The organism is Amycolatopsis sp. NPDC051128 (genome assembly GCF_040682715.1).
GTDB lineage: Bacteria > Actinomycetota > Actinomycetes > Mycobacteriales > Pseudonocardiaceae > Amycolatopsis.
The window spans coordinates 154,383-179,244 of record NZ_JBFBBN010000015.1; the positions used below are offsets into that span (position 1 = coordinate 154,383).

Genomic DNA, 24,862 nt, shown 5'->3' on the forward strand with positions numbered 1-24,862 from the left:
GGGCGGATGGACGACTGGACGCCCCGCACCAAGGCCATCGTGGCCGGCCGGCCGCACGGTCCGGGCGAGCCGCTGAACACCCCGCTCGTCGCCGCCAGCACCTTCGAGGCCGGCGGCGATTTCACGTACGCGCGCAGCGAGGGCACCCCGACGTGGGTCGCGCTCGAAGAAGCCGTCGGCGCGTTGGAAGGCGGCCACGCGACGGCGTTCGCGTCCGGCGTCGCGACGTTGTCCGCGGTGCTGGACCTGCTGCCGGTCGGGTCGCGGGTCGCCGTGCCGACGTTCAGCTACGCCGTGACGCGCGGGGTGCTCGCCCACGCGCGGAAGCTCGGCAAGCTCGCCGTCACCGAGCTCGAACCCGCCGACACCGCCGCCTGGGTCGCCGAGGCCGCGACGTCCGACCTGGTCTGGCTGGAGTCGCCGACCAACCCGACCCTCGACCTGATGGACATCGAGACCATCGCCGCCGCCGCGCGCGGCCGCGTCGTCGTCGACAACACCTTCGCGACGCCGTTGCGGCAGCGACCGCTGGAGCTCGGCGCCGACGTCGTCGTGCACAGCGCGACCAAGCTGATCGGCGGCCACAGCGACCTGCTGCTGGGCGTCACCGTCGCCGCGGACCCGGCCGTCGCGGCCGAGCTGCGCGGCGCGCGGACGCGGATCGGGTCGACGCCGGGCGCGCTGGAGGCGTGGCTCGCCCTGCGCGGGCTGCGGACCATGCCGGTCCGGCTCGCCGAGCAGTCTCGCACCGCCGCGCTGCTGGCCGAGCGGCTCGCCGGGCACCCCGCGGTGCGGCGGGTGCGCTACCCGGGCTTCGGGATGATGGTCGCGTTCGAACTGGCCGACGCCGAAACGGCGGACCGGTTCTGCGCGTCGGTCCGGCTGATCCGGGCGGCGACGAGCCTCGGCGGCGTCGAAAGCCTGGTCGAGCGGCGGGCGTGGCTCGCGGGCGAGGAGCGGGTCCCGCCCGGGCTGATCCGGTTCAGCGTCGGGCTCGAAGACCCGGACGACCTCTGGCGCGACCTGACGTTCGCCCTCTCGGGGTAACGCGAACGGGTGAAACCCCGATAGTCGCGACGTCGTGGATCAACGCCGTAGGGAGTCACCGTGGGCAGAACGCTGAGCCGGGTCGCCGGGGTTGTCTTCGCCGGGGCCTTGGCCACCTTCGCCGCTGCGCCCGCCGCGCTGGCGCAGGACGAAACCAGCACGTCGCCCACGGGAACCAGCACGTCGACGTCGGAACCGACGACCACGACAGCACCGACGACAGTGACGACAACGGAGCCTACGGCCCCGTCCACTCCGGTCACGACCCCGGGAACCACGGCGGCGTCGACGACCGAAGCCCTGAAGACCGCGGCGCCGGAAACCACGACCACGACGCCGACCTCGGCCGCGAGCGAGCCGCTGAAGGACGCCTACCAAGACAACGCCGGCGCCGGCTTCATCGGCCTCGGCGGCGAAGGTGTGCTGGTCATCGCCTGCGCGTCCGGGGCGCCCGGCGACGTGGCAACCCAGTACCTGAGCGTCACCGGTGGCCCGGACCAGGACGAAGCCGACGGCCGCTACTGGAACTACTCGGTGCGCGTCGTCGACGCCCCGGCCGGCACGACCACCGCGAAGTTCAGCTGGACCTGCGGCGAGCGGGAGGGCAACGGCGTCGTCGAGTTCGAGCAGGAGGAGCCGCCGTCGACCACCACGTCCAGTGCGGCGCCGTCGAGCACCGCGCCGATCACCACCGCGCCGATCACCACGGCGACCCCGGCGGCGGCCGGGAACAGCGCGCCGAAGGCCCAGGTCAAGGTCGCGCCCAAGGGCGGGGTCGAGACGGGCTTCGGCGGCACGGCCTGGTGACGGCCCGCCGAGCGGGCGCGGCCGTCGCCGCGCTCGTCTTCGCACTGGCCGGCTGCACCACCGCGAAGCCGCCCGAAGCCGCCGCACCCGTTCCTTCGTCCGTCCCGGTCACCAAGCCGTTCAAGGGACTCCGGCCGACGTCGGTGAAGATCCCCAAGATCGGGGCGGAGTCCAGCCTCCTGGCCGTGGCGGTCAAGACCGACGGCTCGATCTCCGTCCCGTCGGTGCACACGCCGATGCAGGCGGCCTGGTACAAGCTCTCGCCGGTGCCCGGCGACGTCGGCCCGGCGATCGTGCTCGGCCACGTCGACGGCGACCAGAAGCCGGGCATCTTTTCCAAGCTCAAGGACCTGGCGCCCGGCGACGAGGTGGACATCGACCGCAGCGACGGGCAGCACCTGAAGTTCGTCGTCGACCGCGTCACCCAGGTTCCGAAGGACACGTTCCCGCGCGACGCCGTCTACGGCAACAGCGACAAGCCCGAGCTGCGGCTGATCACCTGCGGCGGCGCGTTCGACCACGCCGAGCACAGCTACCGGGACAACATCGTCGTCTACGCGAACCTAGCCGACGCCTGAGCCGGGGTACGGGAACTCCGGCTTCACCACGGTTTCCGGGCACACCCAGCGTCGCATGCCCGCGTCGCAGACCGCGTAACCCCAGTTGATCAGCTGGTCCTGCGTCGTCTCGGACATCCTGGTCAGCCGGGTCTTCGTCTCGGCGAGCCGCCTGGTCTGCTCGACGGGGGCGGGCAGGGCGTCCGGCAGCTCGAAGTTCTCGATGTTGCTGTAGGTCGCCCAGTACGTGCCCGCGTACGTCTTGTCCTCGTAGCACTTCAGCAGCGAACCGGTGCGCAGTTCGCGGACCTGGTTGTCCATCACGGTCAGCACGCGCAGCAGCTGCATCGGCCAGTTGTGCTTCGGGTGCTCCTCGTGCCTCATCTTCTTGCCGGCGTCGCTGACCAGGACGGTCGCGCGCTGGTTCTCGATCGGGTCGAGGCCGAGGTTGTCGTACACCCCGGCGTCGCTGAGCACGATCTTGCGGCTGGCCCGGTGCGGGTCCGGGATGACGACCGGCGAAAGCATCGGCGGGAACGCCGACGACGCGGCCACCGCCGTGGCCAGCGGAATCCGGCCGTGCGGGCCGTGCTGGCGGAAGAACCACCACAGCGAGCCGTCCTGCAGGTTGGTGGCGGTGAACACGAACTGCGGCCCGGCCGGGTCGAGGTCTTCGAGGCAGCAGTCGCCGAAGAGGCGCTTGGCGTAGACGCGCGCGAGTTCCTCGCCCGCGCTGCGCCAGGGGAGGAACATCGCCTTGAGCGTCACGGGGACGTCGACGTTCGTGCGGGCCAGTTTCCGCAGCGGCCGCACGACCTCCTTGCCGAAGTTCTCCGCGACGCCGTCGTCGCCGAACCACAGCTTGTGCCACGCGTGCGCCAGCACGCCCGCCGCGATCGAACCGCCGGAGACACTGGAGACGGTGGTCAGCTTCGGCAGCCAGCCGAGTTCGTTGAGCCGCCAGAGCGCACCGGCGTGGAAGAGCATCGCGCGGTAGCCGCCGCCGGAGAGCGCGAGGCCGACGCCGTCTCGTTTCGCCGCATCCACCCGGCCGAGTCTAGAGCCGCAGCAACGGCGTGAGCAGTGGCCGTTGCTCGGCGGGCACGTATTCGGCGTAGTTGTCGTACAACGCCTGTTTGGCCAGGTGGGCCGCGCCGGCACCGTCGGCCGACCGGATCGCGTCGAGCACTTCGGCGTGGTGCGCGAGCCAGGTGCGCATCAGCGACGTCCGGTTGCTGGCGTGCTCGAGCTTGTCCTCGATCAGTTCCAGCACGACCCCGCGCACGACTTCTTCGCTGACCACCAGCAGGGGATTGCGCGAGATGCGCGCGATCACCTCGTGGAAGGCGACGTCTGCGCGGCTGAACTCGGCGTAGCCGTGCGAAACGCCTTCGCGCATGGCCTCCCACGCCTCGCCGAGGCCGGTCAGGTCGTCGTCGGTGCGGAGGTCGGCGGCGAGCAGGTGCGCCGAGCCGTCGAGGATCATCCGGAACTGCAGCAGTTCGGCGAGCCCGACGTGGTCGGCCCGCGCGAGCCGGTGCATGGACCGGTGCAGGGCGACGGGCGACGCGGCCAGCACCTCGGGGCCGCGCGGGTCGCCGGGTCGCGAGCGGATCATCTCGGCCGCCTGCAGCACGCGCAGGGCTTCCCGGATCGTCGAGCGGCCGACGCCGAACTGCGTCATCAGTTCGCGTTCACTGGGCAGCCGCTCGCCGGGCTTGAGCTCGCCGCTGATCACGGCCTGCTCGATCTGCTCGACGACCCGCTCGTACGCGCGGACCGGAGCCACCGGTTCGAACCGCATCCCTTGACCTCGACGTCCGTCGCGTGCAGGCTACTGGTCAGACCAGTGTACCGACCTGGAGGACGAATGAAAGCCCGGCTTCACGTGGTGGCGGCGGCGCTGCTGCTCGTGGCAGCCGGCTGCTCGGCCGGCTCGTCGGCGAGCGTTTCCGCTGGTCCGGACACCCTTTCCGTCGGCTTCACGGCCGAGCCGGCGAACTTCGACTTCACCCGCACCGACGGGGCCGCGATCCCGCAGGCCTTGCTGTACAACGTCTACGAAGGTCTGGTGAAGCTCGACTCGCAGGGCCGGGTCGTGCCGTTGCTCGCGCGGTCGTGGACGATCAGCCCGGACCGGCGCACCTACGACTTCCAGCTGCGGCAGGGCGTCAAGTTCAGCAACGGCGCGCCGTTCACCGCCGAGGACGTCAAGTTCTCGCTGCTGCGCGTCAAGACCGACTGGACGATTTCGATCAAGTCCACAATGGACGTCGTCGACCACGTCGACGTCGTGGCGCCGGACCACGCGCGGGTCGTGCTGGCGAAGCCGTCCAACGGCTGGCTGTTCAGTCTGACCAGCCGCCTGGGCGCGATGTTCAGCCCCACCGGCGTCGCCGACCTGGCGAACAAGCCGGTCGGCACCGGGCCATACGTCGTGGCGGCGCGCAAGCGCGGCGACTCCGTCGTGCTGAAGGCGAATCCCGCGTACTGGGGCCGGAAACCGGCATACACCACGGTGGTCCTCAAGTACATCAAGGACCCGACCGCGTTGAACAACGCGCTCTACAGCAACGGCATCGACGTCATCTCGGCGATCACCGCACCCGACTCGATCCCGCAGTTCCAGGCCGACGACCGGTTCCAGGTCGTCCAGGGCACCTCGAACAGCGAGGTCACGCTGGCGTTCAACAACCGGCGCGCGCCGCTGACCGACGTCCGCGTGCGCCAGGCGCTGACCTACGCGATCGACCGGCAGGCGTTGCTCGACACGGCGTGGGCCGGCCGCGGCACGCTGATCGGCAGCATGGTCCCGCCCACCGACCCCTGGTACGAGGACCTGGCCAAGGTCTATCCGTTCGATCCCGCGAAGGCGAAGGCGCTGCTGACCGAGGCCGGCGCGACGAACCTGAACCTGCGGATGCGGATCCCGAACCTGCCGTACGCGGTGTCGGCCGCGCAGGTCGTCCAGTCGCAGCTCGCCGACGTCGGCGTGCGGGCGACGATCGAACCCCTCGACTTCCCGGCGGTGTGGCTCAAGCAGGTGTTCACCGACCACGACTACGACCTGTCGATCATCCAGCACGTCGAAGCCCGCGACATCACGACGTTCGGCAAGCCGAAGTACTACTGGGGCTACGACGACAAGCGCGTCCAGCAGCTGCTCGCCGAGGCCGACAGCGGGACGCCGGAGCAGCAGGTCGCGGCGATGAAGCAGGTGGCGCGGCAGCTCAACACCGCCGCCGCCGCGGACTGGCTCTTCCTGTTCCCCAACGTGATCGTGGCGAAGGCCAAGGTCGGTGGGTTCGCGACGAACCAGGTCAGCGAGTCCTTCGACCTCACCGGGCTGGCGCCGCGATGACCGCCAGGGTGCTGCGCCGGGTGGCGATCTTCGTGGTCAGCGTGCTGGTCGCGTCGATCGTGGTGTTCCTGTTCATGGCCGTGCTGCCGGGCGATCCGGCGCAGGTCGCGCTCGGCGTCAACGCGACACCAGAGCTGCTCGCCAAGACCCGCGCGGAGTTCGGCATCGACCGGCCACTGGTCACGCAGTACTTCGACTGGATCTCCCACGTGCTGAGCGGTGACTTCGGCCGCTCGTACGTGACGCGGGAAGCGATCGGCCCGCAGCTGCTCGACCGCCTCGGCGTCACGCTGTGGCTGGTCGGCGCCGGGATGCTCGTGGCGCTCGTGATCGCCGTGCCGGCCGGGACGTTCGCCGCGGTGAAGCACCGGAAGGCGGCCGGCGCGGGCGTTTCGGGGCTGTCGCAGATCGGCGTCGCGATTCCCGCGTTCCTCGCCGGGATCATCCTGGTGCAGATCTTCGCCGTGCAGCTGCGCTGGCTGCCGTCGGGCGGGTGGACGCCGCCGAACCAGGACGCCGGCGAGTTCGTCCGCGGCCTGGTCCTGCCCGCGCTGTCGCTCGGGCTGGTGCAAGGCGCGGTGCTCACGCGCTACGTCCGGTCGGCGGTGCTCGACACGCTCGGCCAGGACTACCTGCGCACCGCGCGGTCGAAGGGGCTGCGGCCGGGGCAGGCTCTGGTGCGGCACGGCCTGCGCAACGCGTCCGTGCCCGTGGTCACCGTGCTCGGGCTGCAGCTGGCGACGCTGCTGATCGGCGCCGTCGTCGTCGAGCGCGTGTTCGTGCTGCCCGGCCTGGGCTCGATGCTGCTGGACGCCGTCGCCTCCCGCGACCTGCTGACCGTGCAGGGCATCGTGCTCGTGTTGGTGGTCGGCGTGCTGCTGGTCAACTTCGTCGTCGACGTCCTCTACACCGTGCTCGATCCGCGATTGCGAGGTTCGTGATGCGCAATCTCGTCATCGGCGGGGCGCTCGTCGGCCTGGTCGTGGTGGCCGCGCTGCTGTCGTTCGTGTGGACGCCGTTCGACCCGGTGAAGGTCGACGCGGCGCACCGGCTGCTCGGCTTCGGCGGCGCCAACCTCTTCGGCACGGACAAGTTCGGCCGGGACGTGCTCAGCCAGATCATGGTCGGCGCGCGGACCACGTTGTACGTCGGTGTCGTCGCGGTCGGCATCGCCGCGGTGATCGGCACGCCGCTGGGCGTCCTGGCCGGCATGTCGCCGCGGTGGCTCGGCGAGTTCGTCATGCGCGTCAACGACCTCGTGCTCGCGTTCCCCGCGCTGCTGCTGGCGATCATGTTCGGCGCGGTGTTCGGGGCGGACACGCTGACCGCGATGGTCGCGATCGGCATCGCGACGATCCCGTCGTTCGCGCGGATCGCCCGGTCCGGAACGCTGCAGGTGATGAGCACCGAGTTCGTGCTCGCCGCCCGGGCGGGCGGCCGGTCGCGGCTGACCATCGCCGTGCGGCACGTGCTGCCGAACATCTCCGGCCTGCTGATCGTGCAGGCGTCGGTGTCGTTCGCGATCGCCGTGCTCGCCGAGGCGGCGCTGTCCTTTCTCGGGTTCGGCACGCGGCCGCCGACGCCGTCGTGGGGCCGGATGCTGCAGGAGTCCCAGGAACTCCTGACCGTGCACCCGCGGCTGGCGCTCGTCCCGGGTATCGCGATCGCCGTCGCCGTGCTCGGGTTCAACCTCCTCGGCGACGGCCTGCGCGACCGCCTGGACCCCCGATTGGCGGCGAAGGTATGACGCTCTCGGTGCGCGGGCTCAGTGTGAACGAACTGGTTCGTGACGTGTCCTTCGAGATCGGCGCCGGCGAACGCGTCGGGCTGATCGGCGAGTCGGGTTCCGGCAAGTCGCTGACGGCGTTGGCGATCATGGGCCTGCTGCCGGAGGAACTCCGCGCGGCCGGCTCGGTCCGCCTCGACGACCGCGAGCTGCTGGGAATGTCCGAAAAGGACATGTCCGGGCTGCGCGGCGACGAGCTGGCGATGGTGTTCCAGGAGCCGATGACGGCGCTGAACCCGGCCATGCGGGTGGGTCGCCAGGTCACCGAGCCGGGACGGATCCACGGGCGTCGCCGGTCCGCCGAAGAACTGCTCGACGCGGTGGGCCTGCCGGGCACCGCCCGCGCGTACCCGCACCAGCTGTCCGGCGGGCAGCGGCAGCGGGTCGTCCTCGCGATGGCGCTGGCCAACCACCCGGCCCTGCTGATCTGCGACGAGCCGACGACCGCCCTCGACGTCACGGTGCAGGCCCAGATCCTTTCGCTGATCAGGACGTCGTTGCCCCCCGAGAGCGCGTTGCTGTTCATCACCCACGACCTCGCCGTCGTCGCTTCGGTGTGCGAGCGCGTGCTCGTGATGCTCGACGGCGAGATCGTCGAAGCGGGTTCGACGCGCGAAGTGCTTACGCAGCCGAAGCACGCGTACACGCGGAAGCTGCTGGACGCCTCGGACCTGGAGGCCCGGCGATGATCATCGAAGTCCGCGACCTGGAACGCCGCTACGCCCGCCGGGAGGTCCACGCCCTACGTGGCGTCAGCTTCGACGTCGAGGCGGGGCAGCGGTTCGGCATCGTCGGCGAGTCCGGCTCCGGCAAGTCGACGCTGGTCCGGCTGCTGGCCGCGCTCGACAAGCCGACCGCGGGCACCGTCTCGTTCCAGGGCCGCCGGATCGACGACCTCCCGGAACGCAAGCTCGGGTTCCTGCGGTCGGAGCTGCAGATCGTCTTCCAGGACCCGATGGGGTCGCTCGACCCCCGGATGCGCGTGCTCGACATCATTTCCGAGCCGCTGGGCCGCCGCGAGCCCGACCGCGTCGCCGAACTGCTCGCCGCCGTCGGCCTGCCCGAAGACGCGGCGGGGCGCTACCCGCACCAGTTCTCCGGCGGCCAGCGGCAGCGGATCTCGATCGCCCGCGCGCTCGCGCCGAACCCGAGCGTGCTGATCGCCGACGAGCCGGTCAGCGCGCTCGACGTCTCCGTGCGCGGCCAGATCCTCGACCTGCTCGCCTCGCTGGTGGAACAGTTCGCGCTGACGCTGATCTTCGTGTCACACGACCTCGGCGTGGTCCGGCACGTCTGCGACCGGGTCGCGGTGATGCGCCGCGGCGAGATCGTCGAGCTCGGCGACGTCGGGCAGGTCTACGACGCGCCGCGGCACGAGTACACGCGGGAACTCCTCAAAGCCGCGCCGAACCTGCGCGCGGAACTGGCCCGGTTGAGCGGAGGTGGAGACGGAGATGACTGACTATCCGGATGGCCTGCCGGTCGGCGCGGGCTGGGTGTCCACTGTGGATACCTCGGAAATCGTTTTCCCCTACGACGGGAGCGTGGTCGGCCGCGCCCCGGTCGGCACGCCGGAGCTGGCTACCCGCGCTGTCGACGAGGCTGTCGCGGTTGCGCGCGAAGCGGCTTCGCTGCCTTCGCGGACTCGCCGTGCGCTGCTCAACGACGTTGCTTCGGCGTTGCGAGAACGGCGGGAGGAGTTCGAGAACCTCCTGGTGCTGGAGACGGGCAAGCCGCTGGTCGACTGCCGCGTCGAGGTCGCCCGCACGATCGTCACCTGGGAAGCCGCCGCCGAAGAGGTGTCGCGGCTGCACGGCGAGACCGTGCCGCTCGACCTGCTGCCCTCGGGTGACGGCCTGGTCGGGTTCTGGAAGCGGAAGCCCATCGGCGTCGTCGTCGGCATCGCGGGCTTCAACTACCCGCTGCTGCTCGCGTCGCACAAGATCGCGCCCGCGATCGCGGCGGGCTGCCCGGTGATCGTCAAGCCGGCGCCGCAGACGCCGCTGGCCACGCTGTGGCTGGTCCACCTGGTCCGGTCGGTCGCGCCTCTCACCGCCATGGTCCAGCTGGTCACCGGCGACGCCGCCGTGGGTGCGGCGCTGACGACCGACCGCCGGATCGGCGCGGTCTCGTTCACCGGCTCGGCCGCGGTCGGGCACCGCATCGCCCGCGACGCGGCCCCCACGAAAACCCTGCTGGAGCTGGGCTCGAACGCGGCGCTCGTCGTCGCGGACGACGCCGATCTGGACGCGGCGGCGGACGCCGTGCTGCGCGGCGGGTTCTACGCGTCCGGCCAAGCCTGCATCTCGGTGCAGCGCGTCCTGGTCGTCTCGTCGGTGGCCGCGGAGTTCACCGAACGCGTGCTGGCCCGCCTCGACGAGGTCGTCACCGGCGATCCGCGCGATGAGAAGACGCGGGTGTCGGCGCTGATCGACCCGGGCTCCACCGCGCGTGTCTCGGCCTGGGTCGAAAAAGCGGTCGCGGCGGGAGCCCGGCAGGTCGGCGGCGGCGTCGACGGCACGGTGGTGCGGCCGACGGTCCTGCTCGACGTCCCCGACGGCGTCGAATGCTGGGACGAGGAGGTGTTCGGCCCGGTCGTCTGCCTGCGCACCGTGTCCGACGTGGACGAAGCCTTCGCCGCGGTGAACGCGTCCCGCTACGGCCTGCACGCCAGCGTCTACAGCCGGTCCCTCAACACGGCGTTCCGCGCGCTCGACGAACTGGACGTCGGTGGCGTCGTGGTCAACGAAGTCCCCGGCTTCCGCTCGGACACCATGCCCTACGGCGGCGTGAAGGACTCCGGCATCGGCCGCGAAGGACCGCGCTTCGCCGTCGAAGAGCTGACCGTGACGAGGATGGCGGTGCTGCGTCCGTGAACTACGAGAACCTGTTCCGGCTGGACGGACGGCGAGCGGTCGTGCTCGGCGCGGGCGGCATCGGCCGCGAAGCAGCCCGGGCACTGGCCGCACACGGCGCTTCCGTCGTCTGCGCCGACCGGGACGTCGAGGCGGCGCGCGAGGCCGGCGTCGGCGAGGCGTACGAAATCGACCTGCTCGAGCCCGGGGCGATCGACCGCGCCGCGAGCGACCTCGGCCCGCTCGACATCGTGGTGCTGACCGCCGCGACCAACGTCCGCAAACGGTTGCTGGACTACACGCGGGAGGAGTTCGACCGCGTCATCGCCCTGAACCTCGGCGTGGCGTTCGAGGTCGTCCGCGTGTTCGGCGCCGACATGGTCGCGCGTGGCCGCGGCAGCATCATCGGCTTCTCGTCGATCCGGGGCACGACCGTCGAGCCCGGCCAGGGGCCGTACGCGGCGACGAAAGCCGGTCTGGTCCAGCTGTTCCGGACGGCGGCGGCGGAGTTCGGGCCGTCCGGCGTCCGGGTCAACGCGATCGCCCCCGGCGTCGTCGAGACGCCGCTGACCGCGCCGATCAAGGCGAACCCGGAGTGGTACGCCGCGTACGCGACGAAGAGCGCGTTGGGCCGCTGGGCGCGTCCGGACGAGCTGGCCGGCGCTGTCGTGTACCTCGCTTCGGACGCTTCGTCGTTCGTGACCGGCTCAGTGCTGGCGGTCGATGGCGGCTGGACCGCCGTCGACGGCCGCTTCGAGCCGCCGACGTCGTAAGGAGGGTTCATGACCGAGTTGCCTGACCTGACCGCCGTCGAACTCGTCGCGCAGTACCGCGCGAAGACGCTCTCGCCGGTCGAGGTCACCGAAGCCGTTCTCACTCGCATCGAGGCGCGAGAGCCGGAGTTGCACGCGTTGTACGCGTACGACCCCTCAGGTGCGCGAGAGGATGCGAAGGCGGCTGAAGCGCGTTGGCATGCCGGTGAGCCGCTCGGCCCGATCGACGGCGTCCCGCTGACGCTCAAGGAGAACATCGCCACTCGTGGCACGCCGGTGCCGCTGGGCACGGCCGCGACCGCGCTCGTCCCGGCCGCCGAGGACGCACCGGCGGCCGCGCGGGTCCGCGAGTCCGGCGGCGTCCTGCTGGCCAAGACGACCATGCCGGACTACGGGATGCTGACGTCCGGGCTGTCCAGCTTCCACGCCACGGCGCGGAACCCCTGGCAGCCGTCGGCGACACCGGGTGGGTCGAGCGCGGGCGCCGGCGCCGCGGCCGCCGCGGGCTACGGCCCGCTGCACGTCGGCACCGACATCGGCGGCTCGATCCGGCTGCCCGCGGGCTGGTGCGGCCTGGTCGGGTTGAAGCCGAGCTTCGGCCGGGTGCCGGTCGACCCGCCGTTCCTCGGCCGCGTCGCCGGCCCGATGACCCGCACCGTCGCCGACACGGCGTTGCTGATGAGCGTGCTGTCCGCACCCGACGCCCGTGACCACCTGAGCCTGCCGCCGGCCGACCTGCTGTGGTCTTCGCTCGAGCTTTCGTTGACGGGGTTGCGCGTCGGCCTGCACCTCGACTCCGGTCCCGGCCTCCCGGTGGACCCGGTGACGCTCGACGCCGTCGCCGCGGCGGCCCGCGTTTTCGAGGCCGCGGGCGCGGTCGTCGAGCCGGTCGGGCCGTTCCTCACCCGCGGCATGCTCGACGGCCTGGACACCTTCTGGCGCACCCGGGCCTGGGCGGACCTGGCGGCGCTGCCGGCGGAGCGGCGCGCGAAGGTCCTGCCGTACATCGCGGACTGGGCGGCGGGCGGCGCGGACATGTCCGGTGTGGACGTCTACCGCGGCTTCGCCCGGATCGACGAAATCAGCGTCGCGGCCCTGCGCGCGACTTCGGGATTCGACGTCGTGCTGTCGCCGACGTGCCCGGTCTCCGCCCCGCCCGCGGAGTGGGCGTCCCCGACGAACGACCCGGCCCGGCCGTTCGAGCACATCGCGTTCACGGTGCCGTACAACATGTCCGGCCAGCCCGCGGTGTCGCTGAACTGCGGTTACACCGACGACGGCCGTCCGATCGGCCTCCAGATCTCCGGCCGCCGCTTCGACGACGTCGGCGTCCTGCGGGCAGCCGCGGCGTACGAACGCCTTCGCCCGCCACAGCGTCCCTGGCCGGTGGGCTGAAAAAGCGGGAAGGAGTTCCGGGCCCGCGGCGAAGTGGTGGTGAAGCTGTCGCCGACGGGAAAGGAACTCCATGACAGAGGCAGCCCCATGACGGCGGCCCCGGCGCTCGGCACCGAGTCGTTCACCGAGGTGCACGACCGCCACTTCGCGGCGATCTACCGGTACGTCGCCGGCCGGCTCGGCGCCCAGGCCGCGGAGGACGTCGCCGCCGAGACGTTCCTGGTCGCCTTCGACCGCCGGAAAACGTTCGACGCCACTCGCGGCGACCCGCGGGCCTGGTTGTTCGGCATCGCGACGAACCTCGTGTCGCGGCACCGCCGCAAGGAAGCCCGCCACTACCGCGCGCTCTCGCGGCTGGAAACGCCCAGGCCCGCCGAAGGCCACGAAAACCGCGTCGTCATGGCCGGGCACGTGGGAAAAGCGTTGTCGCGGCTGTCCGCCGGAGAACGCGACGTCCTGCTGCTGGTGGCCCTCGCCGACCTCGGTTACTCGGAAGTCGGCGAGGCACTCGGCATCTCCCCGGGCACGGTGGGCTCCCGGCTCACGCGCGCCCGCAAGAAGCTCGCCCCCGTTCTCGCCCAGGAGGCCTCCGATGAATGACCTGCAGACGGTGCGCGCGGCGCTGCTCCCGGACGAGCCCGCCCAGGACGTCGTCGACCGCAGCCGGCACCGGCTGCAGAACCGCATGCTCGGTGCGCGACGGAGGCGGGTGCGCCCACTGGCGATCGGTGCGGGCCTCGTCGCCGCGGCGGCCGCGGCCGCCGTCGTGGTGGCGACCTTGCCGGAAACCCCGGCCCCCGCGCCGCCTCCCCAAGCGGTGGTGCCCGTCGACCCCGGACGGCAGATCTTGCTGGCGGCGGCCACGGTCGCCGAACGCGCCCAGGTCGGCACCGGCAAGTACTGGCACACGACGACGAAGGTGGGCAAGGAGTCCTGGGAGTACTGGACCACCACCGACGGGCAGGAGTGGTACCGCACCTCGAGGACCCACGGCAAGGCCGTCCTGGCGAGCCGGCCCAGGCCCATCCGGCTGAACGGCGACGACGACGTCACGCTCAGCCGGATCCTGACGCTGCCCGCGGATCCGGCGGCCCTGCGCGATTGGCTCGCGGAGGGGCTGACGCGGCACGGGACCGTCGCGAACCAGCTGGACACGGCGGTGCTCCAGTCGCTGATCGACCTGGTCTCCACCGTGCCTTCGCCCCCGGCGGTCCGGGCGGCGGCGTTCCGCGCGATCGCCGCGTACCCGGACGTGAGCGCGTCGCCGGACGGCAAGGGCGTGCGCCTGCCAGGCGGTGGCCGCCTCGTCGTCGACCCGGCGACCGGCCAGGTGGACGGGTCGTCGGTGTTCCTGGGCCCGGACGGCAAGCCGGCCCACGACGCGAACGGTGACACGTACGCGGTCAGTGGCGAGTGGACGGACGACCTGCCGAAGTGAGCGTGGCCGAGGTCGTCAGCTCTTGACGGCCTCGGCCAGCGCCAGCACCCGCCGCGCGTTGTCGACGTGGAGGTTCTCGATCATCCGGCCGTCCACAGTGACCACTCCGCGGCCGGCTGCCGTGGCCTCTTCGAAAGCCTCGATGATCCGGCGCGACCGGTCGATCTCCTCCTCGGACGGCGCGAAGATCCGGTTGCACGGCTCCACCTGCGCCGGGTGGATGAGCGTCTTGCCGTCGAAGCCGTACTGGCGGCCCTGCTTGCACTCTTCTTCGAACCCGGCAAGGTCCTTCACGTCGTTGTATACGCCGTCGAGGATCGCCTTGCCGGTCGCGCGCGCGGCCAGCAGACACAGCGAAAGCCCGCCGAGCAGCGGGCCGCGGCCGGGCACGAACTCCGCGTGCAGCTCCTTGGCCAGGTCGTTCGTGCCCATCACCAGCACGGTCAGCCGCTCCGACGCCGCCGCGATCTCCTCGGCGTGCAGCATCGCGACCGGCGTCTCGACCATCGCCCAGATCTTCGTGTGCTCCGGCGCTCCGCCCAGCTCCAGCGCGCGCTCGATGTTGTGCACCTCGGCCGCCGAGTTCACCTTCGGCACGACCACCGCGGCCGGCCCGGCCGAAGCGGCCGCGCGCAGGTCGGCGTCGTGCCATTCGGTGTCGAGGCCGTTGACCCGGATGGTCACTTCCCGCGAGCCGTAGTCGCTCGAAGCAGCGGCCGCGCAGACCCGTTCGCGCGCGGCTTCCTTCGCGTCCGGCGCGACGGCGTCCTCGAGGTCGAGGATCAGCGCGTCCGCCGGGATCGTCTTGGCCTTCTCCAGTGCGCGTTCGTTGGCGCCCGGCATGTAGAGGACGGAACGTCGAGGCGTGGTCATCCGAGAGTCTCCTTGGTGGCCGCGTCGTAGGCGGCCGCGAGTTCGGGGTCGTCCGCCGCGAGGGCGTCGGCCAGTTCGGCGACCACGCGGCACTGCTTCACCGACGCGTCGTCCTGCATCTTCCCGTCGATCATCACCGCGCCGGTGCCGTCGCCCATCTCGGCGATCACCCGGCGCGCCCAGGCCACATCGGACGGTGAAGGCGAGAACACCTTCTTCGCGATGTCGATCTGCACCGGGTGCAGGCTCCACGCGCCGACGCAGCCGAGCAGGAACGCGTTGCGGAACTGGTCCTCGCAGGCGACGACGTCGCGGATGTCCCCGAACGGCCCGTAGTACGGCAGGATCCCGTGCATCGCGCACGCGTCGACCATCCGCGCCACCGTGTAGTGCCAGAGGTCCTGCTGGTAGGTCGTCCGGCCCTCGGTGAGGTCGTCGCCGACCGGGTCGGTCCGCACCAGATAGCCGGGGTGCCCGCCGCCGACGCGGGTCGTCTTCATCCGGCGGCTCGCGGCCAGGTCGGCCGGGCCGAGCGAGATGCCCTGCATGCGCGGGCTCGCGCCGGCGATCTCCTCCACGTTGGCCACACCGCTCGCCGTCTCGAGGATCGCGTGCACCAGCAACGGTTTCGTCAGGCCGGCACGCGCTTCGAGCTGGGCCAGCAGCCGGTCGACGTAGTGGATGTCCTGCGCGCCCTCGACCTTCGGCACCATGATCACGTCGAGCTTGTCGCCGATCTCCGTGACCAGCGTGACCAGGTCGTCGAGCACCCACGGCGAGTCGAGGCTGTTGACGCGCGTCCACAGCTGCGTCTTCCCGAAGTCGTTCGCCTTGGCGATCGCGACGAGCCCGGCGCGCGCGGCCTCCTTGCGGTCGGCGCGGACGGCGTCCTCGAGGTTGCCGAGCAGGACGTCGACCTTCTTCGCGATGTCCGGCACCTTCGCCGCCATCTTTTCGTTGCCCGGGTCGAAGAAGTGGATCATCCGGGACGGCGTCACCGGGATCTCCCGCACGGGGGCGGGCGCGCCCAGGGCGAGCGGGGCGAAGAAGTCCTTCGGGGAGCGCATCGGTCCTCCACTGCGGCGGCTAAGTGACTGGCCGGTAACTTTAGTCCCGGGCGCGCGTGCCCGCTGCGGCGTAGCTCACCGCCATGTGGGTGACGGCGGGCAACCGCAGCTCAGCGAGCCGAGTCCATTGTGGATTCTCCCTGGATTGCGCCAAATGGGCTAGTCGGGCCCGGTCTGGCATTCTGCCTTGGGTAGCCGGCCGCGGGCGGACGGTAATGCCACTCACCAGCGCTCTCACTCGGTTGGCCGCACCGTTCGACCGAAGTCCGATGACCGCCTACCGACCGGTCATCGATCGCTGGGCGCCGTCGATCGCAGCCGGCAGCACTACCCGGCGACTCCGCGCCGCCGCGCTGTTAGACAAGTGAGGTGCCGGTTTTCCCCGGTCACGAAGCGGTGAAGGTTAGAAGGAGGCGGACTCGTGGCGGCTACACCTCAGAACACCGAGCGCTCGACGGTCGCCGGTGGCGCGAAGCGCAGCCGGTCGATGCCGAGCCGCGTGGTGCCGCCGATCGAACTGCCCGCGAGCGTCGACGAACTCGCCCGCGCCGCCGCCGCCCAGCTGGGCTGGAACGGCGTCGTCCTCCCCGAGACCACGATCCTCGGCCGCAAGGTCTGCGTGGTCGCCAAGCTTCGCACCGACGTGCACGCCGAACGCATCGCGATGGGTGCCGGCCCGGTGGCCGACCGCGCCACCGTCGACACCTGGACCTGGCCGGAGCTGGCCGGAACCGCCCCCGCCCCGGCCGCCGAGATCGTCGGCGTCCTGGCCGTCGCGCGCCACTGGCGCACCGCGATGGCCTCCGCGGTTCCGTTCGCCCGCTACGGCGAGGCCGCGATGGTGCTGCCGTCGCCGGTCGTGCTGACCGAGGACTACGTCGGCAACTGCCTGCCGCGCGCCCGCGCGTACGGCCTCGCCGTCGTGACCGCCGACCCGAACGTGGTCGTCGACCTCGACCTCGAGGGCCGCACCGAGCGCGTCGTGCTGGCCGAGGACCCGGTCTCCCGCCTGGTCAACGAAGTGGTTTACGACCACCTGCTCCGCACCGCCGAGGCCCCCGCGTCGCTCGACTGACGGGTTCCGATCGATCCCCACTAGGGTCGGGGCATGCGAGTCGTCATTGCTGGTGGACACGGTCAGATCGCGTTGCGTCTCGAGCGGTTGCTCGTCGCGCGCGGTGACGAAGCGGTCGGGATCATCCGGAATCCCGCCCACACGGCGGACCTCGAAGCCGCCGGCGCCCAGGCGGTCGTGCTCGACCTGGAGAACTCCGATGTGGACGCCGTCGCCGAAGTGCTGAAGGGCGCCGACGTCGCGGTGTTCTCCGCCGGCGCGGGGCCGGGCAGCGGCACCGCCCGCAAGGACACTGTGGACCGTGGCGCCGCGGCCCTGTTCGCCGAAGCCGCCGAGCGGGCCGGCGTCCGGCGGCACATCCAGGTCGGGTCCATCGGCGCCGACAACCCGGAGAATCCCGACGTCACCGAGGAATTCCGCCACTACCTGCGCGCCAAGCGCGCGGCGGAGGACGACCTCAAGGCGCGCGACCTCGACTGGACCATCCTCCGGCCGGGGCAGCTGACCGACGACCCCGGCACCGGCCTGGTCCTGCTGGCCGAGAAGACCGGCCGCGGCCCGGTGCCGCGCGACGACGTCGCCGCTGTGCTCGCCGGCCTGCTCGAGGCGCCCGCTTCGGTGGGCCGCACCCTGACACTGATCTCTGGCGAGGTCTCGATCGGCGAGGCGATTTCAGCACTGTGAACGAAGCATCGAGAGAAATCGCCGTCTTCAGCGGCAGCGCGCACCCCGAACTGGCCGCGGAGATCTGCGAGCACCTGGGCGTGCCGCTGCAACCGGCCGAGATCCGGCGCTTCGCGAACGACTGCCTCGAAGTGCAGCTGCAGGCGAACTGCCGCGAGCGGGACGTCTTCATCATCCAGCCGCTGGTCAAGCCGGTGCAGGAGCACCTCGTCGAGCTGCTGCTGATGCTCGACGCCGCTCGCGGCGCTTCGGCGTCCCGGATCACCGCCGTCATGCCGCACTACTCGTACGCGCGCTCGGACAAGAAGGACGCACCGCGCATCTCCCTCGGCGGCCGCCTGGTCGCTGACCTGCTGACCACGGCCGGCGCGAACCGCGTGCTCGCGATGACCCTGCACTCGCCGCAGGTCCACGGCTTCTTCAGCGTCCCGGTCGACCACCTGCACGCGCTGAAGGAGCTGGCCAAGCACTTCCGCCAGTACGACCTCTCGCGCACCACCGTCGTCTCGCCCGACCTCGGCAACGCGAAGGAGGCGTCGCACTTCGCGCGGCTCCTCGGCGTCCAGGTCGCGGCCGGGGCGAAGGAGCGGTTCCCCGACGACCGCGTCCAGATCAGCTCGGTGATCGGCGAGATCACCGGCCGCGACGTGATCGTGCTCGACGACGAGATCGCCAAGGGCAGCACCGTGCTCGAACTGCTGGACAAGCTCGCCGAGCTGGAACCGCGGTCGATCCGCGTCGCCTGCACGCACGGGCTGTTCGCGGCGAAGGCCATCGAGCGGATCGGCAGCCGGGCGGAGGTGCTGGAGATCGTCTGCACCAACACGGTCCCGGTGCCCGAGGAGGAACGCACCGAAAAGCTGAAGATCCTGTCGATCGCGCCGGCCATGGCCGAGGCGATCCGCCGGATCCACAACGGCGAATCGGTGTCCGCGCTGTTCTGAGCCGGGTGCTAGCCCGCCCGCCCGAGCACCCGGTCCAGGTAGGTGTTCGTGAAGACGCCGCTCGGGTCGGTTTCCTTGCGCACGCGCAGGAAGTCGTCGAAATGCGGGTAGCGCGAGCGGAGGACGCCGGCGTCGAGGTCGTGCATCTTGCCCCAGTGCGGGCGGCCGCCGACGGCGCCGGCGATCTTCTCGAACGCGCTGAAGTACTCGCGGTACGGCATGCCGACGAACTGGTGGATGGCGATGTAGGCGGAGTCGCGGCCCTGCGCGGTCGACAGCCAGATGTCGTCGCCGGCGGCGACGCGGACCTCGACCGGGAACATCACCGGGTCCTTCAGCCGCGGCACCAGCGCGCGCAGCTCGGTGAGTACGTCGAGGACCGATTCACGGGGAATCGCGTACTCGGTCTCGGTGAAGCGGACGTTCCGCGCGGTGACGAAGACGCGGTGCGAGAGGTCGCTGTACTCGCGCGCGGAGAGCGCGTTCGACGCGAAGCTGCCGAGTGACGGCACGAGCCGCGGCATCCGCCGTCCCGTCCGGCAGAGTCCGCCGAACGCGACGTTCTCCATGATCCGGTAGTCGACGAACTCGCGGACCTTGCTCAGCGGTCGCGCCGTCTCGCAGCGGTTGTTGCGCTTGACCAGTGCGTTCTTGCCGTAGGGGAACCAGTAGAACTCGAAGTGGTCGTTGTCCGCGGCGAAGTCGTGGAACCCTTCGAGAACCTGTTCCAGCGGTTCCGGCCGTTCCTGCGCGCGCAGGAAGAACGACGGTTCGCACTGCAGGGTCACGGTGGTGATCACGCCGAGCGCGCCGAGGCCGACGCGGGCGGCGGCGAAGAGGTCCGGCCGCTCGTCGGCCGAGCAGCTGACCACGGAGCCGTCCGCGAGGACGAGTTCGAGCGCGACGATCTGGGTCGCGATGCCGCCGAGCCGCGCGCCGGTGCCGTGGGTGCCGGTCGAAATCGCGCCGGCGATGGTCTGTGCGTCGATGTCACCGAGGTTGGTCATGGCCAGCCCGAGCGCGTCGAGTTCGGCGTTGAGCTGCCGGATCGTGGTGCCCGAGCGGACGGTGACGTGCCCGGTGGCGACGTCCACGCGTTCGATGCCGGTCCAGCCGCGCAGGTCGATGGCGTCCGAGTCGGCGACGGCGATCGCGGTGAAGGAGTGTCCGCTGCCCCACGGGCGCACGGCGCGGCCGGCCGCGGCGATGCGTTCGATGGTCGCCGCGATCTCAGCCGTGCTGCGGGGCTGGTGAACGTGCTGCGGCGAGGCGGACGCTGTGCCCGCCCAGTTGGTCCACCGGGTCATGCGCGCACCCTTCATCATGTCGAGTGCCCGAAACAGTAAGTGAATAGTATTCGCGTTTCAAGCCTTCGTGTCGTACTTTAGACCTCGTGACCAGTGCGACGGTGTACGACTTGGCGACCAAGGACCTCGATCCACCCTTGGCCGTCGTCGACTTGACCGCCTTCGACGCGAACGCCGACGACCTCCGGCGCCGCGCGTCGGGCAAGCCGATCCGCGTCGTCAGCAAGTCCGTGCGGTGCCGCGCGCTGCTGGAGCGGGTGCTCGCGATGCCGGGCTTCGAAGGCCTGATGTGCTACTCGCTCGCGGAGGCGATCTGGCACGTCGAGCAGGGTACGACCGAGGACATCGTCGTCGCCTACCCGACGGCCGACCACGAAGCGCTCCGCCGCCTGGCCGCGGACGACCGGGCGCGCGCCGCGATCTCGATCATGGTCGACTCGTCCGAGCACCTGGACCTGGTCGACGCCGCCCTCGGCCACGGCCACCCGGAGATCCGCGTCTGCCTGGAGCTCGACGCGTCGTGGCGCCCGCTGCCGGGAATCCACGTCGGCACGCGCCGCTCGCCGGTGTTCACCCCGAAGCAGGCTTCGGCTTTCGCCGGGGCCATCGTCGCCCGGCCGGGCTTCCGCCTGGTCGGCGTGATGGCGTACGAAGGCCAGATCGCGGGCCTCGGCGACGCGGTCGGTCGCCGCTTCAACCAGGCACTGGTCGGCTGGATGCAGCGCCGCTCGGCGGCCGAGCTGGCCCGTCGCCGCGGCGCGGTGATCCGCGCGATCAGCGAGGTGACGGACCTGGAGTTCGTCAACGGCGGCGGCACCGGAAGCATCGAGTCCACGGGCGCGGACGCGGTGGTCACCGAAATAGCGGCCGGCTCAGGCCTGATCGGCCCGACACTGTTCGACGGCTACACCCGGTTCAAGCCCCGCCCGGCGGCGCTGTTCGCCCTGCCGGTGGTCCGCCGCCCGACCCGCACCATCGCCACGCTGTTCTCCGGCGGCTACATCGCCTCGGGCCCGACGGGTCCTTCGCGAGCGCCCCAGCCGTACCTCCCGACGGGCCTGAAACTCCTGGGCTTCGAGGGAGCGGGCGAAGTCCAGACACCGGTGACGGGCCGCGCGGCCCGAACGCTCAAACTGGGCGACCGGGTGTGGCTGCGCCACGCGAAGGCGGGCGAGCTGGCGGAGCGCTTCACGCACTACCACCTGGTGATGGGCGACCGCGTGGAACGCACGGTCCCGACCTACCGAGGCGAGCACCAGAACTTCGGCTGACCAGCTAAAGCGACTTCGCCGGAAACTCCCCCACCCTCCCTGGGGGGCGTCCCCACGTCCAGTCTATCGGTGGTCACCGACAGCCCCGCGCCAAAACGCAGAGTTGTCCACAGCTGTGCATGCCTGTGGACAACTTCTGTGGACAGTCGTGCCTACTGCTCCCCGAACCGGGCCGCCAGGTAGCCCTTCACCACGTACTTGGCCTCGGCGACGATCTTCTCGTCCCCGCTCGGCTCCCGTCGGAAGGCCAGCTTCAGCAGCGCGTCCGCGACCTCGTTGGCGATCGTGAGCGCGAACCGCAGGTCCTCCACCGGGCGGTCGACCTGGGCGGTCAGCATTTCGGTCAGCGAGTCGACGATCACCGCGTTGTTGTCGCGGGTCTCGTCGAGCAGCTGGCGGTCGATGATGTCGCCGAAGTGGACCTTCGAGAACCCGGGGACCGAACGGTGCATCTCCAGGTAGATGTCGAGGATCGAGTCGACGAGGTCCCACCAGTGCTCGGAGCCGAGCAGCTTGATGCGCTCGTCCACCGCCGCGACGAACCGTTCGAGGTTCCGCGCGGTAAGCGCTTGCACGACGGCACGTTTGTCCGGGAAGAACTGGTACAGCGAACCTACGGCGACCCCCGCTCGTTTGGCGATCAAGGTCGTCGTCAGTGCGTCGTAACCGAGCTCGTCGATCAACGCCGCGCTGGCGTCGAGCATCTGCTCGACCCGCTTCGCGCTGCGTTGCTGGACCGGTTGCCGGCGCAAGGGGGTGGCTTCAGCCGGCACCTTCGCGGCCTGGATGTCGGACACGGCGCTCCTCCTCGTCTGATCTGGGACTTTATCGTGCCGACGGGCTTCCCCACGGACGAGTGAAGACCTAGTATATGAGAACTTTTCATGTTCACCCGTATGGGTGTCCTGACGAAGGGGTCAGCGCCGGTGCAGAACCCGATCTTCCCGCCCGACTTCCTCTGGGGGGTTTCGACCTCGGCATTCCAGATCGAAGGTGCCACCAGTGAAGGGGGGCGCGGACCGTCCATCTGGGACACGTTCACCGCGACCGAGGGCAAGATCGCCCGCGGCGAACAAGCAAACGTAGCCGCCGATCACTACCACCGCTACCCCGAAGACATCGCGCTGATGGCGGAACTCGGCGTCGGCGCCTACCGGATGTCCATCGCCTGGCCGCGCATCCAGCCCGACGGCAAGGGCGCGCCCAATCCCGAGGGCCTCGGCTTCTACGACAAGCTCATCGACGCCGTGTGCGCGGCGGGCATCGCCCCCGCCGTCACGCTCTACCACTGGGACACCCCCCAGGCCATCGAGGACGACGGCGGCTGGCTCGCGCGCGACACCGCCGAGCGTTTCGCCGAGTACGCCCGCATCTTGGGTGACCGCTTCGCCGATCGGGTGAAGCTGTGGATTCCGCTGAACGAGCCGATGGTGATGTCGATCTTCGGCTACGGGATCGGCGAGTACGCGCCCGGCAAGACGCTCCTGCTCGACGCGATCCCGACCGCGCACCACCAGAACCTCGCGCACGGTCTGGCCGTCCAGGCCCTGCGCGCGGCGGGCGCGACGAACGTCGGCACGGCGAACAACCACTCGCCGATCTGGCCCGCCACCGACACCCCGGAGGACGCGGCCGCCGCGGAGTGGCTCGACGCGCTCATCAACCGGCTCTACGCTGATCCCGTGCTGCTCGGCAGCTACCCGGAGCAGCTCCACGACCACCTGCCGGCCGGTTTCGCCGACGACCTGCCGACCATCGCGCAGCCTCTCGACTTTTACGGCGTCAACTACTACGAACCGCAGGGCGTCGCCGCGCCCGGCCCGGGCAACCCGCTGCCCTTCGAACTCCGCGACGTCGACGGCTACCCCATGACGACGAACGACTCGCCGATCGTCCCGCACGCCCTGCGCGAGCTGCTGCTGGACTTCCACCGCCGCTACCGCGACAAGCTGCCGCCGATCCAGATCACCGAGAACGGCTGCAGCTTCGCCGACGAGGTCGCCGAAGACGGCCACGTCCACGACCCCGAGCGCATCGACTTCCTGCACGGCCATCTCGTCGCGCTGCGCGAAGCGATGGACGCCGGCGTCGACGTCCGGGGCTACTTCTGCTGGTCCCTGATGGACAATTTCGAATGGTCCAAGGGTTACGCGCCGCGCTTCGGCCTGGTGCACGTCGACTACGAGACCCTGCGGCGGACGCCGAAGGACTCGTTCCACTGGTACCGGAAGCTGGTGCGGAATGAGTAGTGAGACGACCGAGGCCGCCGGCCTGCCGGTAGCCCTCGCCGAGCCCGTCGTGCGGGTGCGGCCCGGCTGGATGAGCCTGCTGTTCTTCGCGAACATCGCGCTCTGGCTGGGGGTCTACGCCCCGATCCAGGTGTTGCTGCCGCAGCAGGCGGAGCTCCTCGACCAGGTGAACAAGGAGTTCGTGCTCGGTCTGGTGATGGGCGTCGGCGCGGTGGTGGCGTTGATCGTCAACCCGGCGGTCGGGCTGTTGTCGGACCGCACGTGTTCGCGGTTCGGCCGCCGCCACCCGTGGACGGTGATCGGCGCGGTGGTCGCCGCCGTCGGGCTGCTGGTGCTGGCGTTCGCGCCGGACGTCGCGCTCATGATCGTCGGCTGGTGTCTCGTGCAGGCCGGGCTCAACGGCATGCTCGCCACGCTGATGTCCGCGATCGCCGACCGCGTCCCGGTCGGCCAGCGGGCGCAGGTCGGCGGGCTCGTCGGCATCGCGCAGATGCTCGGCACGGTGCTGGGCGCGGTCGTGGTCGTCGTGATGCTCGGTATCGCCGGGTTGCCGCTGGCGTACGCGGCCTGCGCGGTGATCGTCGTCGTCGGAGCCGCGCTCTTCGTGCTCCGGACGCCGGACGCGCGTCTGCCGGTGGAGTTCCGACCTTCGTCGGCGGCCGGCGAGGTCATCCGCAACCTCTGGGTCTCGCCGCGGCGCAACCCGGACTTCGCATGGGCGTGGTCGTGTCACTTCATGATCAACCTCGGCAACGCGTTCGGGACGCTCTACCTGTTGTTCTTCCTGAAGGACGCGGTGCACTACCCGGACCCCGACACGGGGCTGCTCATCATGATGGGGCTGTACGGCGTCGCGCTCGTCGCCGGCGCGGTGCTCGCCGGGCACTTTTCGGACAAGTCCGGACGCCGCAAGCCCTATGTCCTCGCGGCTTCCGGCGTGATGGCACTGGCCGCGCTGCTGCTGGTGCTCTGGCAGAGCTGGCCGGCGGCACTCGCCGCGGCCCCGCTGCTCGGCGTCGGTTTCGGGGCGTACATGGCGGTCGCGCTGGCGATGCTGACGCAGGTGCTCCCGACGGCGCAGGACCGCGCGAAGGACCTCGGCGTCATCAACATCGCCAGCTCGCTGCCGCAGGTGGTGGCCCCGCTGGTGACACCGCTGGTGCTGGCTTACCTCGGCGGCTACTCGGGCCTCTTCGCCGCCTCGGCGGTGGCGACGCTGCTGGCCGCGGTGCTGGTGCTGCGGGTGAAGGCCGTCCGCTAACCCAAAAGCCGTGAATGTCGCATTGAGGGACTTATGTTGGACGCACATCACCAAAAAAACCCGGTCAAACTAAGTGGGGGGTGGCCCGCAATGACAACCCGCCCGCGGGCCC

The 24,862-nt window shown here is 70.8% G+C and carries 25 protein-coding genes; 19 read left to right on the plus strand and 6 right to left on the minus strand.

What is annotated here, in order from left to right; translation table 11 throughout:
* The first annotated feature begins 6 nt into the window (after window positions 1–6).
* The 3 genes from AB0M82_RS18375 to AB0M82_RS18385 are packed head-to-tail and all read left to right on the plus strand — an operon-like array spanning window position 7 to window position 2,432.
* Window positions 7–1,047, plus strand: coding sequence for a PLP-dependent transferase (locus AB0M82_RS18375; RefSeq protein ID WP_364722921.1), 1,041 nt, complete (start codon window positions 7–9; stop codon window positions 1,045–1,047).
* A 60-nt stretch (window positions 1,048–1,107) separates the two neighbouring features.
* Complete coding sequence (locus AB0M82_RS18380; RefSeq protein ID WP_364722923.1) at window positions 1,108–1,854, plus strand: hypothetical protein; 747 nt, start codon at window positions 1,108–1,110, stop codon at window positions 1,852–1,854.
* Complete coding sequence (locus tag AB0M82_RS18385; RefSeq protein ID WP_364722925.1) at window positions 1,851–2,432, plus strand: class F sortase; 582 nt, start codon at window positions 1,851–1,853, stop codon at window positions 2,430–2,432. Before AB0M82_RS18380 ends, AB0M82_RS18385 begins: the two co-directional genes overlap by 4 nt.
* Here the strand turns inward: AB0M82_RS18385 and AB0M82_RS18390 are convergent.
* Window positions 2,418–3,458, minus strand: coding sequence for a patatin-like phospholipase family protein (locus AB0M82_RS18390; protein WP_364722927.1), 1,041 nt, complete (start codon window positions 3,456–3,458; stop codon window positions 2,418–2,420). The two genes, AB0M82_RS18385 and AB0M82_RS18390, sit on opposite strands and share 15 nt — an antisense overlap.
* Before the next feature lie 10 nt (window positions 3,459–3,468).
* The gene (locus AB0M82_RS18395; protein WP_364722929.1) at window positions 3,469–4,215 is read right to left on the minus strand and encodes a FadR/GntR family transcriptional regulator; all 747 of its coding nucleotides are present in this window, start codon (window positions 4,213–4,215) and stop codon (window positions 3,469–3,471) included.
* Between the two features lie 66 nt (window positions 4,216–4,281).
* On the opposite strand from AB0M82_RS18395, the gene AB0M82_RS18400 reads away from it, so the two are divergent.
* From AB0M82_RS18400 to AB0M82_RS18445, 10 genes are all read left to right on the plus strand, one after another.
* Entirely contained in the window at window positions 4,282–5,772 is a 1,491-nt protein-coding gene (locus tag AB0M82_RS18400) for an ABC transporter substrate-binding protein (protein ID WP_364722931.1), read from the plus strand.
* The gene (locus tag AB0M82_RS18405) at window positions 5,769–6,713 is read left to right on the plus strand and encodes an ABC transporter permease (protein ID WP_364722933.1); all 945 of its coding nucleotides are present in this window, start codon (window positions 5,769–5,771) and stop codon (window positions 6,711–6,713) included. The genes AB0M82_RS18400 and AB0M82_RS18405 overlap by 4 nt, the downstream gene beginning before the upstream one ends.
* Window positions 6,713–7,519 (plus strand): ABC transporter permease, encoded by an 807-nt coding sequence (locus tag AB0M82_RS18410; protein ID WP_364722935.1) that lies wholly within the window; start codon window positions 6,713–6,715, stop codon window positions 7,517–7,519. Before AB0M82_RS18405 ends, AB0M82_RS18410 begins: the two co-directional genes overlap by 1 nt.
* Window positions 7,516–8,247: an ABC transporter ATP-binding protein gene (locus AB0M82_RS18415; protein WP_364722937.1), complete on the plus strand. Its 732-nt coding sequence runs from the start codon at window positions 7,516–7,518 to the stop codon at window positions 8,245–8,247. The genes AB0M82_RS18410 and AB0M82_RS18415 overlap by 4 nt, the downstream gene beginning before the upstream one ends.
* Window positions 8,244–9,020, plus strand: coding sequence for an ATP-binding cassette domain-containing protein (locus AB0M82_RS18420; RefSeq protein ID WP_364722939.1), 777 nt, complete (start codon window positions 8,244–8,246; stop codon window positions 9,018–9,020). Before AB0M82_RS18415 ends, AB0M82_RS18420 begins: the two co-directional genes overlap by 4 nt.
* On the plus strand, window positions 9,013–10,434 hold the full coding sequence (locus AB0M82_RS18425) for an aldehyde dehydrogenase family protein (protein ID WP_364722941.1): 1,422 nt from the start codon (window positions 9,013–9,015) through the stop codon (window positions 10,432–10,434). The genes AB0M82_RS18420 and AB0M82_RS18425 overlap by 8 nt, the downstream gene beginning before the upstream one ends.
* Entirely contained in the window at window positions 10,431–11,186 is a 756-nt protein-coding gene (locus AB0M82_RS18430) for an SDR family oxidoreductase (RefSeq protein ID WP_364722943.1), read from the plus strand. The genes AB0M82_RS18425 and AB0M82_RS18430 overlap by 4 nt, the downstream gene beginning before the upstream one ends.
* Window positions 11,187–11,195: 9 nt before the next feature.
* Entirely contained in the window at window positions 11,196–12,581 is a 1,386-nt protein-coding gene (locus AB0M82_RS18435) for an amidase (RefSeq protein WP_364722945.1), read from the plus strand.
* Between the two features lie 87 nt (window positions 12,582–12,668).
* Window positions 12,669–13,181 (plus strand): sigma-70 family RNA polymerase sigma factor, encoded by a 513-nt coding sequence (locus AB0M82_RS18440; RefSeq protein ID WP_364722947.1) that lies wholly within the window; start codon window positions 12,669–12,671, stop codon window positions 13,179–13,181.
* On the plus strand, window positions 13,174–14,019 hold the full coding sequence (locus AB0M82_RS18445) for a CU044_5270 family protein (RefSeq protein WP_364722949.1): 846 nt from the start codon (window positions 13,174–13,176) through the stop codon (window positions 14,017–14,019). The genes AB0M82_RS18440 and AB0M82_RS18445 overlap by 8 nt, the downstream gene beginning before the upstream one ends.
* A 15-nt stretch (window positions 14,020–14,034) precedes the next feature.
* Here AB0M82_RS18445 and AB0M82_RS18450 read toward each other — a convergent pair whose 3' ends face one another.
* Together AB0M82_RS18450 and AB0M82_RS18455 are read right to left on the minus strand one after the other, a co-directional pair.
* Complete coding sequence (locus AB0M82_RS18450; RefSeq protein ID WP_364722951.1) at window positions 14,035–14,892, minus strand: CoA ester lyase; 858 nt, start codon at window positions 14,890–14,892, stop codon at window positions 14,035–14,037.
* A complete protein-coding gene (locus tag AB0M82_RS18455; RefSeq protein ID WP_364722953.1) occupies window positions 14,889–15,959 on the minus strand; it encodes a CoA ester lyase in 1,071 nt (356 codons plus the stop codon). Before AB0M82_RS18455 ends, AB0M82_RS18450 begins: the two co-directional genes overlap by 4 nt.
* A gap of 421 nt (window positions 15,960–16,380) precedes the next feature.
* Here AB0M82_RS18455 and AB0M82_RS18460 point away from each other — a divergent pair, with 421 nt between their 5' ends.
* The 3 genes from AB0M82_RS18460 to AB0M82_RS18470 are packed head-to-tail and all read left to right on the plus strand — an operon-like array spanning window position 16,381 to window position 18,662.
* Window positions 16,381–17,034: a hypothetical protein gene (locus AB0M82_RS18460; protein WP_364722955.1), complete on the plus strand. Its 654-nt coding sequence runs from the start codon at window positions 16,381–16,383 to the stop codon at window positions 17,032–17,034.
* 33 nt (window positions 17,035–17,067) lie between these two features.
* Window positions 17,068–17,718 (plus strand): SDR family oxidoreductase, encoded by a 651-nt coding sequence (locus AB0M82_RS18465; RefSeq protein ID WP_364722957.1) that lies wholly within the window; start codon window positions 17,068–17,070, stop codon window positions 17,716–17,718.
* The gene (locus AB0M82_RS18470) at window positions 17,715–18,662 is read left to right on the plus strand and encodes a ribose-phosphate pyrophosphokinase (RefSeq protein WP_364722959.1); all 948 of its coding nucleotides are present in this window, start codon (window positions 17,715–17,717) and stop codon (window positions 18,660–18,662) included. Before AB0M82_RS18465 ends, AB0M82_RS18470 begins: the two co-directional genes overlap by 4 nt.
* Before the next feature lie 8 nt (window positions 18,663–18,670).
* Here the strand turns inward: AB0M82_RS18470 and AB0M82_RS18475 are convergent, their stop codons facing one another.
* Window positions 18,671–19,969 carry a D-arabinono-1,4-lactone oxidase gene (locus AB0M82_RS18475; protein ID WP_364722961.1) on the minus strand — a complete coding sequence of 433 codons (1,299 nt, stop codon included), beginning with the start codon at window positions 19,967–19,969 and terminating at the stop codon, window positions 18,671–18,673.
* Between the two features lie 86 nt (window positions 19,970–20,055).
* Between AB0M82_RS18475 and AB0M82_RS18480 the strand changes: the two genes are divergently transcribed.
* Window positions 20,056–21,240, plus strand: coding sequence for an amino acid deaminase/aldolase (locus AB0M82_RS18480; RefSeq protein WP_364722963.1), 1,185 nt, complete (start codon window positions 20,056–20,058; stop codon window positions 21,238–21,240).
* Window positions 21,241–21,392: 152 nt separating this feature from the next.
* Here the strand turns inward: AB0M82_RS18480 and AB0M82_RS18485 are convergent, their stop codons facing one another.
* The gene (locus tag AB0M82_RS18485) at window positions 21,393–22,037 is read right to left on the minus strand and encodes a TetR family transcriptional regulator (RefSeq protein WP_364722965.1); all 645 of its coding nucleotides are present in this window, start codon (window positions 22,035–22,037) and stop codon (window positions 21,393–21,395) included.
* Window positions 22,038–22,166: 129 nt separating this feature from the next.
* Between AB0M82_RS18485 and AB0M82_RS18490 the strand changes: the two genes are divergently transcribed.
* Window positions 22,167–23,489: a GH1 family beta-glucosidase gene (locus AB0M82_RS18490; RefSeq protein ID WP_364722979.1), complete on the plus strand. Its 1,323-nt coding sequence runs from the start codon at window positions 22,167–22,169 to the stop codon at window positions 23,487–23,489.
* Window positions 23,482–24,750: an MFS transporter gene (locus tag AB0M82_RS18495; RefSeq protein ID WP_364722967.1), complete on the plus strand. Its 1,269-nt coding sequence runs from the start codon at window positions 23,482–23,484 to the stop codon at window positions 24,748–24,750. The genes AB0M82_RS18490 and AB0M82_RS18495 overlap by 8 nt, the downstream gene beginning before the upstream one ends.
* Window positions 24,751–24,862: the final 112 nt, after the last annotated feature.